Here is a 12,216-nt window from a genome sequence, read left to right as displayed (position 1 = left end):
AAGACACGTGCTTCAGGATGTGGCCCATAGGAGCCGAATAGGGACAGCTTTTCAGCCACGGGCAAATGCCTCCTTGCAGTTGTCGAGCCCGCGCCATCCAATGCCAGAACGGCATGGAAGCGGCGCAGGTGTACTGCAGGGTGCAGACTAAATAGCCCTCAGCATACGTTACAGCCGGTTATGAACGGGCGTCATGACGTTTCAGCGGCGCTTAAATCGCGCGCATCCAAATCATTCCGGACAGTTCGACTGCAGAATATGAACAATAGCGGCGACGACACTCCACAGGCGTCCTATCGCACTCTATTTTAACGATTTTCCTGTGCATCCAGGGCCAGATGTAACGGTAACGCACTCGACGCAACGCCCGCATCCTGACAGTTCTTTAGGTATGTTTCCACAATCGATGCGCCCGAATTCAGGTGCGAAAGCACCGGAAAATGCCTGCATATCGGCCGTTTTCGACCGCTTTTTTACTATGGAAGCAATTTTCTTATTATTAATATGGAATTCTCATGAATTTGAGAACGCGCGATACACGGGGGAGAACCGATCTATTTACCGCGTAGCAAACACTTTTTTGATACAGCACTGCCAAAGAAAACGTGCAACCCGGAGCGTCTACACCAAATGTTCTGACATACGCCGAAGCGGCGGACGCGGCAACACACCCTGAATCGATCGCGGTGTACGATAAGGGGCGAGAATGAAATATTCGAAACATAAGACAGAATTTCGAGACGACATTCTTGAGGCCCTCGATAGAATTTGTGCTTCGGAGTACTTTTCCGAGGCAGAGCAGATCAAACGGTTCCTGCGCTATGTCGTGGATGAAGCGCTGGCCGGTCGCGCCGAACGAATCAAGTCCTATTCGGTGGCGGTAGAGGCGCTGGGGAAAGATACCGATTTCGATCCCACCCAGGATCCGATCGTGCGCATTACGGCCAATCGTTTGCGCAGCGCGCTGGCCAAATATTACAACGAATCAAAAGACCCGCATCGGGTCGTGATCCGGTTGCCCAAAGGGCATTACTATCCTGAATTCGACTTTAGCGAGCCGCATGACGAATTGCCGGCAGCCGCTCCCCCGGCCGCGCCGCTAGTGCCAGTAGCGGCCGAACCGCTGCGCCGATGGCGCCTGCCCACGGCCGTTCTGGCTGGCGTCATTCTCACCATCGCCATGCTCGCCTTATGGTCCCGGCTCTCGGCAGCGGATGCAAAGGCCGGCATTGGACAGGTATGGATCGTCGTTCAGGAACTGGAGACCGGCGCCAGCACCGATAGCGATTTCGCGCGCATATTAGGCGACCAGATCATCGCGCAGATGACGCGCTATGATGGTGTGCGCATCATCGATGCGGGCCGCGCACCCAATCAGCAGCGATCCGTCGACCAGACATCGGGCGATGGCTGGACCGATCAGCACGTGTTCTCGCTGGCGACCTATGTCCGCCTGGACGATGGCTGGGCTTCGGTCAGATGGTATCTGACCGATATGCAGACCAATCAGGTCATGTGGGCATCGGACCGCACGGTCGGCCTCGAATCAGGCGATGGCGCGGCCGCGATCGTGCAAGCCATTGCCGCCGATCTGCTGGGGCTGGAAGGCGCCATACCGGTCATATTGGACCGAACGCAGCAGGGCGGCCTCGAGGAGGACAGCACCTGCATTGCCAGAGCGCAGCGCAATGCGTTTTCGGACGATATCATGCTGCTCAACGACGTTGCCGGTTGCCTGGAGCGGGTGGTGCGCAACCACCCCAAGAATGGACATGCCTGGGCGTTGATGAGCCTGGCGCTCCAAAGGCAAGCGCGTTTCGCCGCCTCGAAGGGCGAGGATTCCGAGATCTTCCGGCAGCGACTGCAGCAGGCCGCGCAGACGGCGAGCCTGCTTTCGCCCGAAACATTCTTTCCACATCTGGCGCAAATGGCGGCCGCCTATGATGCGGGACAGGTCACGGCGCTGGAAAATCTCGCGGACAGAATGCTGCTGCGCTATAGCGGCGACGCCCGCCTGAAAGTGCTGATCGGCAAGGCCTTTGTCTCCCTGGGACGTCCGGAGCGTGGCCTGCCGTTAATCGAAACGGGATTGCAGCAAATCCCCTCGCTCGGTTCCCAAGGCTATATCATGCTGGCATTGGAGCGCTATGCCGCCGGCGACCTGGAAGCGGCCCTGGCCTATCTCAATAGCCAATCGCTGCCCAAGGACTATCGCTACTGGCTGATGAAGGCCGTAATCTATGCCGGTGCGAACCAGAGGGAGCCGGCCTTGCAGGCCTGGAATGCGCTTCTAGCGGTCAAGCCGGGCTACGACAAGAACGTGTGCAACGATCTGCGCCAAGCCAATATCCACTACACCTATTTCAACCGGATTGTTGCCGATCTGGGCAAGATCGTGGACGATCTTCCCGAGACAGCCTGCCGGGTGATGGCCCCGCAATCGGCCCTGCTGCAGCCCGATGCCGAGCAGCCGGCCGCCGCGACGCTGAACTAGTAGGGCGCCCGGCTTAGCCCACCTGCTCGCGGTCGAGGGCCCTGCAGCGCTCCATAATTGCCTCGGCCTGGTCGGGCACGCCCTGCTCGATGGCGGCGGTCAGGGTGATGAACAGGGCCGTGGAGCGCTGCCGATAGTCCGTGCCGGTCATGGCCGCATCGCGGGTGAGCGCCAGAGCCAGGGTCAACTCGACAACGCCGATGACCGAACGGAGCAGCGGGTCGCGGGCGCTTTCGGCGATCACGCCATGCACTTCGAGGCAAGCCAGGCCGAACTGTTCCAGGCTGTCGTCGGCCGTTTCCATCTGGTGGCACCAATATTTGAGCAGGCGGACATGCTCGGCCGTGCGCTGGCTGGCGGCGAGCCGAACCATCGGCCCTTCCAGGGCATGGCGGACGCGGAACAGGCTCGCATAAAGATCGGGGTCGGGCGGCGCGTTGAAATGCCAGGCCAGGACCAGCGGGTCGAAGAAGTTCCAGCGGCTGCGGGGCGAAACGCGGGTTCCGACCTTTGGGCGCGCCTCGACCAGGCCCTTGGCCTCCAACGTCTTGAGCGCCTCGCGCAGCACGGTGCGCGACACACCATAGGTTTCCATCATCGCCGCGTCGCTGGCCAGAACCGAGCCGACGGCGAACTCACCGGTGACGATTGCGTGACCGATCTCGTTAATGACGAAGGTGTGGAAATTGCGCGCCGCCCGGCGGCCGGAGAGCGAGCGGATCAGGCCGCCAGTTTCGATCATGACAGCGCTTTCCGAGCTCCCTCGGCCAGGCGATCAGCTTTGGGCGCCGGATTTACGCAGCACATCTATGACGCTTTCTCTCCTTGGGCCGAGGCCGCGAAAATCAGCCTCTGGAGCACGATGAACAGGAACAGCAATGCACCGATGACGATCTTGGTCCACCAGCTCGAGAGCGTCCCGTCGAAGATGATATAGGTCTGCACCAGACCCAGAAGCATCACCCCGATAAACGTGCCCAGCACAAAACCATAACCGCCGGTGAGCAGCGTGCCCCCGATGACTACCGCACTGATCGCGTCGAGTTCGACCCCCACAGCGGCGAGTGGATAACCCGCGGAAGTATAAAGGGAGAAGACGATTCCCGCCAAGGCGGCAAGCACGGAGGACAGCATATAGACGCCAATTGTGGTACGGGCGACAGGAACGCCCATCAGCGAGGCCGAGGTCTGGTTGCCGCCCAGAGCATAGACATAGGAGCCGAAACGGGTGCGGTGGGCCACCAGCGCGCCAATAATGAACACGGCGACCATCAGCAGGCCGATGAAGCTGAGCCTGCCGCCACCGGGCAGGCGGATGATGAGATCGGAAATCCAGTCGTAGAAATCGTGGTCGATGGGCACCGAATCCTGGGTGAGGACGGAAGCGCCGCCCCGGGCCAGGAACATGCCGGCCAGGGTAACGATGAAGGCGGGCACCTGCAGATAGTGGATGGCCAGGCCCATAATGCCGCCAAAGCTGGCAGCGATGGCCAGGGCCAGAGCGAAGGCGGCCAGCGGATGCCAGCCGGCCCAGGTGATGAGCACGGCAATCAGCACACCGGTAAAGCCGATGACGGCGCCGACCGAGAGATCGATGCCGCCGGAAATGATGACAAAGGTCATGCCGACGGCGGTAATGCCGAGAAAGGCATTGTCGGTGAGGAAATTGCCCAGCACCCGCGTCGAGAACATGGAGGGGAACTGCATGACCGCCAGCGCATAGGCAATGGCGAAGATAACCGCAGTGGCGACCAGGGGGCGAAGGCTACGGCTCATTTCCTGGCCTCCCGGGCCGGACGGCGCAAGGGGACGATGTGCGTTGCCAGCGGCGATTGGATGATGAGCACGATGAAGATCAGCGCGGCCTTGACGATGAGATTGAACTCGGGCGGGAAGCCGGAGACCAGAATGCCGGTATTCATGGCCTGGATGATAATGGCGCCGACCACGGCCAGGGGCACCGAGAAGCGTCCGCCGAGCAGGGAGGTACCGCCGATGACCACGGCGAGAATGGCGTCGAGCTCCAGCCAGAGCCCGGCATTATTGACATCGGCGCCCCGGATATCGCCGGCCACGATGATGCCGGCAATGGCGGCGCAGAGCCCGGACAGGCCATAGACATAGAGCAGCAGCATGCGGCTGCGGATACCGGCCAGGCTCGCGGCGGCGCGATTGACCCCGACTGCCTCGATAAACAGACCCAGCGCCGTCTTGCGCACCAGAAGCGTCACCACAATGAGCAGCGCTATGGCGATGACCGCGGCCATGGGCAGACCCAGGAACGAGCCGGTGCCGATAAAGATCAGCACGGGGTCGGTGAAGGTCACGATGAAGCCTTCGGTGATAAGCTGGGCAATGCCGCGCCCGGCCACCATCAGCACCAGCGTTGCCACGATGGGCTGGATGTCGAGCACAGCGACGAGAAAACCGTTCCAGAGGCCACAGGCTATGCCCACCGCAAGGGCGGCCACAACCGCCACCGGCGCGGGATAACCGGCGACTACCAGGGTCGCGGCAACCGCGCCGGCCATGGCCATGACCGCGCCCACGGACAGGTCAACGCCCTTGGTGGCGATGACGCCCACCATGCCAATGGCGAGGATAGCAACCGGGGCGCCGCGATTGAGCACATCGATCAGGCTGCCGAACAAGCGCCCGTCCTGCCAGGTGACGCGGAAGAAATTAGGGAATAGCAGCCAGTTGATCAGCAGCACACCGGCCAGCGCGATCAATTGCGGGTTGGCCAGACGGGAAAGGAAACGCCGCATCATGCCGGCTCCTCGTCACGATGATTGGCGATCGCCTGCACGATGACGCCCGGATTGATGTTTTCGCCATTGAGTTCGGCCACCATTTCCCGGTCGCGCATGACCACGATGCGCGAGGAATAGGCGACGACTTCGTCCAGTTCGGATGAGATGACCACCAGCGCCAGCCCTTCGTCGCGCAGCCGGTTGATGGTGCGCACGATTTCGGCATGGGCGCCGACATCGATGCCCCGCGTCGGCTCGTCCAGAATGAGAAAGGCCGGATCGGTGGCCAGCCAGCGCGAGAGGATGACCTTTTGCTGGTTGCCGCCCGACAAAAGCTTGATCGGCATGTCGAGCGAGGCCGCGCGGATATCCATGGACTCACCGAACCGGCCGGCGATTTCCAATTGTTCGTCGCGGTTGAGCGCGCTGAACCAGCCGAGCTTGCCCTGCAGGGCGATAATGATGTTTTCGCGCACCGAAAGATCGCCGAAAATGCCCTCGGCCTTGCGATCTTCGGGGCAGAAGCCGAAACCATGGGCGATGGCATCGGTGGGTCGAGCAATGGATGTCTTGTTGCCGGCGAGCGCAACGTCCCCCTCGTCGGCCGCATCGGCACCGAACATGATCCGGGCCATTTCCGTTCGTCCCGAGCCGAGCAGGCCGGCCACGCCAATGACCTCGCCCTTATGGATGGTCAGATTGAACGGATGCACGCTGCGTTTGCGGCCATAACCGGCAAAATCGAGCAGAACTTCGCCCTTGGGGCGGGCATCCTCGACGCCCGTGGCGCCGGAAAAGGCGATGTCCTTGCCCAGCATCAACCGCACAACATCGGTGCGGGACATGTCGTTAAGCGAACGGGTTTCGACCAGCTTGCCATTGCGCAGAATGGTCACGCGATCGGCCAGGGCGAAAACCTGATCGAGAAAATGGGTGATGAAGACCACGGCAAGGCCGCGCGCCTTGAGATCGCGAATGATCTCGAACAGGCGTTCAACTTCATTGCGGTCGAGGCTCGCCGTGGGCTCGTCGAGAATGAGCACCTTGCCCGAGAGCTGCACGGCGCGGGCGATGGCCACGATCTGCTGAACCGCGACCGAATAGGCGCCCAATTCGCTCGAAGGATCGATGTCGAGCCCGTAGCGCTTGAGAATATCGCGCGATTCCCGCTCCATGCGGCGACGATCGACCAGGCCGAAACGGGTCGGCTGGTGACCGAGAAACAGATTTTCGGCGACGGAGCGATTGGGCAGGAGATTGACCTCCTGATAGACCGTGCCGATGCCGTGGGACTGGGCCTGCTGGGGATTGTCCAGATGAACCGGCATCCCCTCGACCAGCACTTCGCCGCCATCGGGCCGATAGGCGCCGGTCAGGATTTTGATCAGGGTGGATTTGCCGGCGCCGTTTTCGCCCAGCAATGCATGCACTTCGCCGGCCCGCAGGCCAAAATCGACCGCATCCAGCGCCACGTGATTGCCGAATATCTTGACGATGCCGCGCGCTTCGAGCGCGTAGTCGGTTTCGGTCATAGCGTCCCCCAAGCCCTACGGAGATCATTTGTACGGCTCCCAATCACAAAATGTCACCCCGGCGAAAGCCGGGGCCCATCTTGAGATTTCAGGATGGATCCCGGCTCAAGGCCGGGATGACACCGTGGTTGACTATGGGGCTTAATAGCCTAGGCCCTTGCGGCGTTCGTATTCACCTTCCGGATCGTCAGCGGCGGTATAGAGCTTGGATTCGGTGATGATGAACTTTTCCGGCATGGTGCCATCGGCCCAATAGGCGGCCAGGGCGTCGAAGGCGGGGCCGGCCATGTTGGGGGTCAACTCGACCGTGGCATTGGCTTCGCCGGCCGCAATGGCGGTGAAGATATCGGGCACGGCGTCGATGGAGACGACAAGGATATCCTCGCCGGGGCTCAGGCCCGCATCCTTGATCGCCTGGATGGCGCCCACGGCCATGTCGTCATTATGGGCATAGACCGCGCAGATATCGGCGCCGCCATTGGACGATTTGAGGAAGGCTTCCATCACCTCCTTGCCCTTGGAGCGGGTGAAGTCACCGGTCTGGCTCTGGGTGATGGTGATATTGGATGCCGAGGCAATGCCTTCTTCAAAGCCCTGCTTGCGGTTGATGGCCGGGCTCGATCCGACCGTGCCCTGCAATTCAACGACATTGCAGTCTTCGCCGGCCACCTCGTTGACCAGCCATTCACCGGCCACGCGGCCCTCGAGCACCTGATCGGAGGCCACCGAGGTGAGATACAGGTCCTCGGGCGCATCAATGCCGCGGTCGAGCAGGATGACCGGAATTTCGGCTTCCTTGGCTTCGGTCAGCACGTCTTCCCAGCCGGTGGCAACCACGGGCGCGACCAGGATCGCGTCCACGCCCTGGGCGATGAAGCCGCGAATAGCCTTGATCTGGTTTTCCTGCTTTTGCTGGGCGTCAGCGAATTTGAGATCGACACCGCGTTCTTCGGCCTGCTGCTTGGTCACGGACGTTTCGGCCGCGCGCCAGCCCGATTCCGAACCGATCTGCGAGAAACCGATGACCTTGCCGGAGATATCCTGCGCCAGGGCGGTCGAAGACAAGGCGGTAGCGAGGCCTGCCGCAAGGGCAAGCTTGGTTATGATGCTCACAATGAAATCCTCCCAATGTCCGCCCGGCGTCTTGGCTTCGAGCGGTGAGGCCACGCTACATAAAGTACTATTATATGTAAAGTGCCTGCGAGGTGGAGATGCTCAAGCCGCGGTTCAGCACCGGTCGGCAGCGCGCGCTCGCAGACAGAAACGGCGCTTTGCCGGCTTGAATCCGCAGCTCCTGCGCACGGATGGTAGCTTCACCAGGCGCGAGCGGATCGGCCGTCAGTGGGGAATAGCGCGGATTGACCAGCGCCGGATTGTCGAGCCGCCGGGCGCCTATTGCTCCAGAAGCAGTTCGGAGGCGTCGAGGACGGCGGCCACGGCGGGATCGTCGTCGCCCAGCATGGCGGCGACACGCTCCAGCGACGCGATGAGCATGGATTGCTCCCAATCCTGGAGCGCGGAGAACTGCTCATGAAAATGGGCATGGGCACCCTCGGGCGCGATGGCGAGCACCTTGTGTCCGGCGGCCGTCAGCGACAGCAATACCTGCCGCCTGTCCTTTTCACCACGCCGCCTCTGGATCATGCCCAGGCTTTCGAGCTTTTGCAGCAGGGCCGAGGTCGTCGCCTGGGAAATGCCCATCTTGCCGGCCACATAGCCGGCCGTCTGTTCCTGCCCATTGTCGAGCATCTGCATGAATATGAGCTGAGACGGGGTAAGCCCGGTCTCGCGCATGAGCTGTTTTGAATTGAGTTCGGTCCGGCGCAGAATCTTGCGCATCGCAGTCAGCGCCAGCTTGGTTCGATCTTCCACGGCCACATCCTAGAACAGATCAGCTCATACTACATCCCGGCGTCCCGGAACCCAAGTTTGGAATGTGACAGCATATTGACATTAATTCGTGATATCGAAACGATTCCGCTCGAAGCTACCGGCATTGTGGATATTGCGACTGCGGACTTATAGGAAATTTTGCGTCGCAACACTCTGAAAAACAATGACAATGTCGGCAATCTGGTCAGCAGTCCGGAACACGCCAGCAATTCAAGGGTTGTGCATTTAGTTTTTACGAACTAAGTAATTGCGCATGATTTATGGCAATACAGTGCTCCACGACGCCGACGCCCTCCGTCGGAGCGCCGTTCGGACCCCTAAGGCCAGCATTCGCGCACCGCGCGGCACCGACGGCGCGGCAATCTGGGCCCTGATCCGGGCGCAACCTTCGCTCGATGACAATTCGCTCTACTGCAACCTGCTGCAGGCGACCCATTTTGCTCCAACCTGCGCCCTGGCGGAGCAGGATGACAAAGTTGTCGGTTGGGTCTCGGCCTATATCCCGCCCGAGCAGCCGGACACGCTGTTTGTCTGGCAGGTTTGCGTGGATCGGGCCGCCCGGGGCCAGGGGCTGGGGCGCAGGCTGATTGCCGATGTGCTGTCGCGCCCTGCCTGCCGCCATGTGAGCATGCTGGAATGCACCATCACCGATGACAACGAGCCGTCCTGGTCTTTGTTCAGGTCGATTGCCCGGCGTCTGGGCGCGCAATTGCAGCAGGCCGAACACTTCCTGCGCGATGCGCATTTCGCCGGCCAGCACGACAGCGAATTCGCCGTTCGCATCGGCCCTTTCGATCCCGGTCGGTTCACCCGCCTGACCGGCCAATGATCGCCTAGCTCTTTTTTCGACCGCAGCTCTTCAGGAGACATTCCGTGACCATTCAAGCCTCGATCACGCCCCTCAATACGTTTGAGCGCGTCGAAAGCCGCGTGCGCTCCTATTCGCGCAGCTTTCCCAAAGTGTTCGACCGTGCCCTTGGCGCGACCATTTACGACACCCAGGACCGCGCTTTCATCGACTTTCTGGCAGGCTGCTCGACGCTCAATTACGGGCATAACGACCCGGACCTGAAATCGGCGCTGATCGAATATATCTCCAATGACGGCATCGCGCATGGCCTGGACATGTTCACCGATGCCAAGGAACATTTTCTCTCGACTTTCGAGCGGCTGATCCTGCGCCCGCGCGGCATGACGCATCAGCTCCAGTTTACGGGCCCGACCGGCGCCAATGCCGTGGAAGCAGCGATGAAGCTGGCCCGCAAGGTGACCGGCCGCACCAATGTCATCGCCTTTACCAATGGCTTTCATGGCGTAACGCTGGGTGCCCTGGCGGCAACGGGCAATGGCAAGCATCGCGGTGGCGCGTCCATACCGCTCGCCGGCGTCACCCGCGCCGCCTATGATGGCTATCACGGGCCGGACATCGACACGGCCGACCTGCTCGACCGTCAGCTTAGCGATCCGTCGAGCGGCGTGGATGCGCCCGCGGCGATCATCGTGGAAACTGTGCAGGGCGAAGGTGGGCTCAATGCTGCCTCCCCCGAATGGCTGCGCCGGATCGAGGCCATTGCCAAAAAGCATGGCGCCCTGTTCATCGTTGACGACATCCAGGCCGGTTGCGGCCGCACCGGTGGCTTCTTCTCCTTCGATGGCCTGGGGCTCTCGCCCGATATCGTCACCATGGCCAAGTCGCTTTCCGGTATGGGCCTGCCGCTTGCCGTTACCCTGATCAAGCCCGAGCACGACATCTGGAAGCCGGCCGAGCATAACGGCACCTTCCGCGGCAATAATCATGCCTTCGTCACCGCCGCTGCGGCCCTCGAGAAATTCTGGTCCGACGATACGTTCATCAACGGGGTCCAGGAGAAGGCCCGCTATCTCGGCGAGCGCCTCGCCGCCATTGCCGACACGCATGGCCTGGTCACCAAGGGCCGCGGCATGATGGTCGGCATCGATGCCGGTTCGGGCGAAAATGCGGCCGCCATCTGCAAGGCCTGCTTTGCCAAGGGCCTGATCATCGAGACCTCGGGCAGCTTTGACGAGGTTGTTAAAGTCCTGTGCCCACTCACTATTTCCCTCGACCAGCTCACCGCCGGCCTCGACATCATGGAATCCGCCTTCGACGCGGTCCTGGGCACGCGCCGCGCGGCCGCCGAATAAGGACTTTCAGCAATGATCGTACGCGACCTCGAATCCGCCCGCCTGGGCGACCGCCTCGTCAATTCCAATGGCTGGGATAGCACCCGCCTGCTGCTGGCCGGCGACGGGATGGGCTTTTCCTTCCACATTACCCGCATCCATGCGGGCACCAGCCATGTGTTTCATTACAAACACCATTTTGAGAGCGTCTATTGCATCTCGGGTGAAGGCTCGATCGAGGAATTGGACACCGGCACGGTGCACCAGATCCGTCCGGGCGTGATGTATGGGCTCAACCTCAATGACAAGCATCGCCTGACCGCCAGGAGCGAGATGGTGATGGCGTGCTGCTTCAACCCGCCGGTAACCGGCCAGGAAGTGCACCGCGAGGACGGCTCCTACGCTCCGGCTCCCGAAGACGCCTGAGCGTCTTCACAACATACCAACTGAAAGGCGACACCCTGTGACCCAGTCAGCTTTCGACACCGCCAATCACGACGACTACCCGACGCGTCTGCCCGCTGAAAAGTGGCAGGCGCGCAAGGACCCCGTGGTCTGGGGCAAGTGGAGCCCGGAAGCGCCGCTGACGCGCGCGCAAACCGAGAGCTTCGAGAAAAACGGCTATCTGATCCTCAAGGATGTCTTTTCGCCGGCCGAAGTGGCCGCGCTGCAGAAGGAATCCGCCCATATGCGCTCGGGCGAGGCAAAAATCGCCGAGGATAATGTCATTACCGAACCGGGTTCGGACGAGGTGCGCACGGTCTTCCGCCTCGATGAGGAAAATGCGCTTTTTGCGCGCCTCGCCAGCGACCGCCGCATTGCCGGCGCCGTCAGCTTCCTGCTTGATGACGAGGTCTATCTCCATCAGTCGCGCCTGAACTATAAGCCGGGCTTCACAGGTAAGGAATTCTATTGGCACTCGGATTTCGAGACCTGGCACGCCGAGGACGGCATGCCGCGCATGCGTGCCATTTCGGCCTCAATCCTGCTCACCGACAATGATGCGCTCAACGGCCCGCTGATGCTGATGCCGGGCACGCACAAGAACTTCATCGCCTGTGCCGGCGAGACCCCCGAGGACAACCACAAGACCTCGCTCAAGAAGCAGGAAATCGGTGTGCCCTCGCACGAGGCGCTGACCAAGATGGCCAGGGAACACGGCATCGACTATGCCTCGGGCAAGGCCGGGACCGTGGTGCTGTTCGACTGCAATACGATGCATGGCTCGAACGGCAATATTACGCCCTTCCCGCGCTCGAACGCGTTCTTCGTCTACAATGCCTGGTCCAACCGGGTGGTGCAGCCCTTCGCTGCCAAGAACCCTCGCCCGGCGTTCCTGAGCTCGCGCGCCCCCAAGGGCCCGATCAACATCGAGACCGGCAAGATCGGCTGAGGCCGGTTT

Annotated in this window: 11 protein-coding genes; 5 read left to right on the top strand and 6 right to left on the bottom strand. The window is 61.3% G+C overall.

Annotated elements, in window-relative coordinates; all coding sequences use genetic code 11:
• Positions 1 to 706 precede the first annotated feature (706 nt).
• A complete protein-coding gene (locus V8Z65_RS01460) occupies positions 707 to 2,494 on the top strand; it encodes a hypothetical protein (protein WP_338722066.1) in 1,788 nt (595 codons plus the stop codon).
• 13 nt (positions 2,495 to 2,507) lie between these two features.
• Here V8Z65_RS01460 and V8Z65_RS01455 read toward each other — a convergent pair whose 3' ends face one another.
• The 6 genes from V8Z65_RS01455 to V8Z65_RS01430 all read right to left on the bottom strand — a co-directional run bounded on the left by V8Z65_RS01455 (position 2,508) and on the right by V8Z65_RS01430 (position 8,651).
• The gene (locus tag V8Z65_RS01455; RefSeq protein WP_338722065.1) at positions 2,508 to 3,236 is read right to left on the bottom strand and encodes a FadR/GntR family transcriptional regulator; all 729 of its coding nucleotides are present in this window, start codon (positions 3,234 to 3,236) and stop codon (positions 2,508 to 2,510) included.
• 65 nt (positions 3,237 to 3,301) lie between these two features.
• Positions 3,302 to 4,270: a galactofuranose ABC transporter, permease protein YjfF gene (gene yjfF, locus V8Z65_RS01450; RefSeq protein ID WP_338722064.1), complete on the bottom strand. Its 969-nt coding sequence runs from the start codon at positions 4,268 to 4,270 to the stop codon at positions 3,302 to 3,304.
• A complete protein-coding gene (locus V8Z65_RS01445) occupies positions 4,267 to 5,265 on the bottom strand; it encodes an ABC transporter permease (RefSeq protein WP_338722063.1) in 999 nt (332 codons plus the stop codon). The genes yjfF and V8Z65_RS01445 overlap by 4 nt, the downstream gene beginning before the upstream one ends.
• Positions 5,262 to 6,779: a sugar ABC transporter ATP-binding protein gene (locus V8Z65_RS01440; RefSeq protein ID WP_338722062.1), complete on the bottom strand. Its 1,518-nt coding sequence runs from the start codon at positions 6,777 to 6,779 to the stop codon at positions 5,262 to 5,264. The genes V8Z65_RS01445 and V8Z65_RS01440 overlap by 4 nt, the downstream gene beginning before the upstream one ends.
• Positions 6,780 to 6,920: 141 nt before the next feature.
• Positions 6,921 to 7,892, bottom strand: coding sequence for a galactofuranose ABC transporter, galactofuranose-binding protein YtfQ (gene ytfQ, locus V8Z65_RS01435; RefSeq protein ID WP_338722060.1), 972 nt, complete (start codon positions 7,890 to 7,892; stop codon positions 6,921 to 6,923).
• Between the two features lie 279 nt (positions 7,893 to 8,171).
• Complete coding sequence (locus V8Z65_RS01430; RefSeq protein ID WP_338722059.1) at positions 8,172 to 8,651, bottom strand: MarR family winged helix-turn-helix transcriptional regulator; 480 nt, start codon at positions 8,649 to 8,651, stop codon at positions 8,172 to 8,174.
• A gap of 274 nt (positions 8,652 to 8,925) precedes the next feature.
• Here V8Z65_RS01430 and ectA point away from each other — a divergent pair, with 274 nt between their 5' ends.
• Genes ectA through thpD form a run of 4 tightly spaced genes read left to right on the top strand, consistent with a single transcriptional unit; the run spans position 8,926 to position 12,207 of the window.
• Positions 8,926 to 9,501 (top strand): diaminobutyrate acetyltransferase, encoded by a 576-nt coding sequence (gene ectA, locus V8Z65_RS01425; protein ID WP_338722057.1) that lies wholly within the window; start codon positions 8,926 to 8,928, stop codon positions 9,499 to 9,501.
• A 44-nt stretch (positions 9,502 to 9,545) separates the two neighbouring features.
• Entirely contained in the window at positions 9,546 to 10,835 is a 1,290-nt protein-coding gene (ectB, locus tag V8Z65_RS01420; RefSeq protein ID WP_338722055.1) for a diaminobutyrate--2-oxoglutarate transaminase, read from the top strand.
• 12 nt (positions 10,836 to 10,847) lie between these two features.
• Positions 10,848 to 11,240: an ectoine synthase gene (locus V8Z65_RS01415; protein WP_338722054.1), complete on the top strand. Its 393-nt coding sequence runs from the start codon at positions 10,848 to 10,850 to the stop codon at positions 11,238 to 11,240.
• 37 nt (positions 11,241 to 11,277) lie between these two features.
• Positions 11,278 to 12,207 carry an ectoine hydroxylase gene (thpD, locus tag V8Z65_RS01410; protein ID WP_338722053.1) on the top strand — a complete coding sequence of 310 codons (930 nt, stop codon included), beginning with the start codon at positions 11,278 to 11,280 and terminating at the stop codon, positions 12,205 to 12,207.
• Positions 12,208 to 12,216 lie beyond the last annotated feature (9 nt).

Origin of the sequence: Devosia sp. XK-2, assembly GCF_037113415.1 — a bacterium.
Classification (GTDB): domain Bacteria; phylum Pseudomonadota; class Alphaproteobacteria; order Rhizobiales; family Devosiaceae; genus Devosia.
The sequence above is the reverse complement of the archived record's forward strand: the minus strand, read 5'-3'. Positions and strand labels throughout refer to the sequence as shown.

Excerpts from the sequence above, each read along its gene's own strand:
- V8Z65_RS01460 (WP_338722066.1), top strand. The coding sequence starts at position 707 with ATGAAATATTCGAAACATAAGACAGAATTTCGAGACGACATTCTTGAG.
- V8Z65_RS01415 (WP_338722054.1), top strand. The coding sequence starts at position 10,848 with ATGATCGTACGCGACCTCGAATCCGCCCGCCTGGGCGACCGCCTCGTC.
- yjfF (WP_338722064.1), bottom strand. The coding sequence starts at position 4,270 with ATGAGCCGTAGCCTTCGCCCCCTGGTCGCCACTGCGGTTATCTTCGCC.
- ectA (WP_338722057.1), top strand. The coding sequence starts at position 8,926 with ATGATTTATGGCAATACAGTGCTCCACGACGCCGACGCCCTCCGTCGG.
- V8Z65_RS01455 (WP_338722065.1), bottom strand. The coding sequence starts at position 3,236 with ATGATCGAAACTGGCGGCCTGATCCGCTCGCTCTCCGGCCGCCGGGCG.
- V8Z65_RS01440 (WP_338722062.1), bottom strand. The coding sequence starts at position 6,779 with ATGACCGAAACCGACTACGCGCTCGAAGCGCGCGGCATCGTCAAGATA.
- V8Z65_RS01445 (WP_338722063.1), bottom strand. The coding sequence starts at position 5,265 with ATGATGCGGCGTTTCCTTTCCCGTCTGGCCAACCCGCAATTGATCGCG.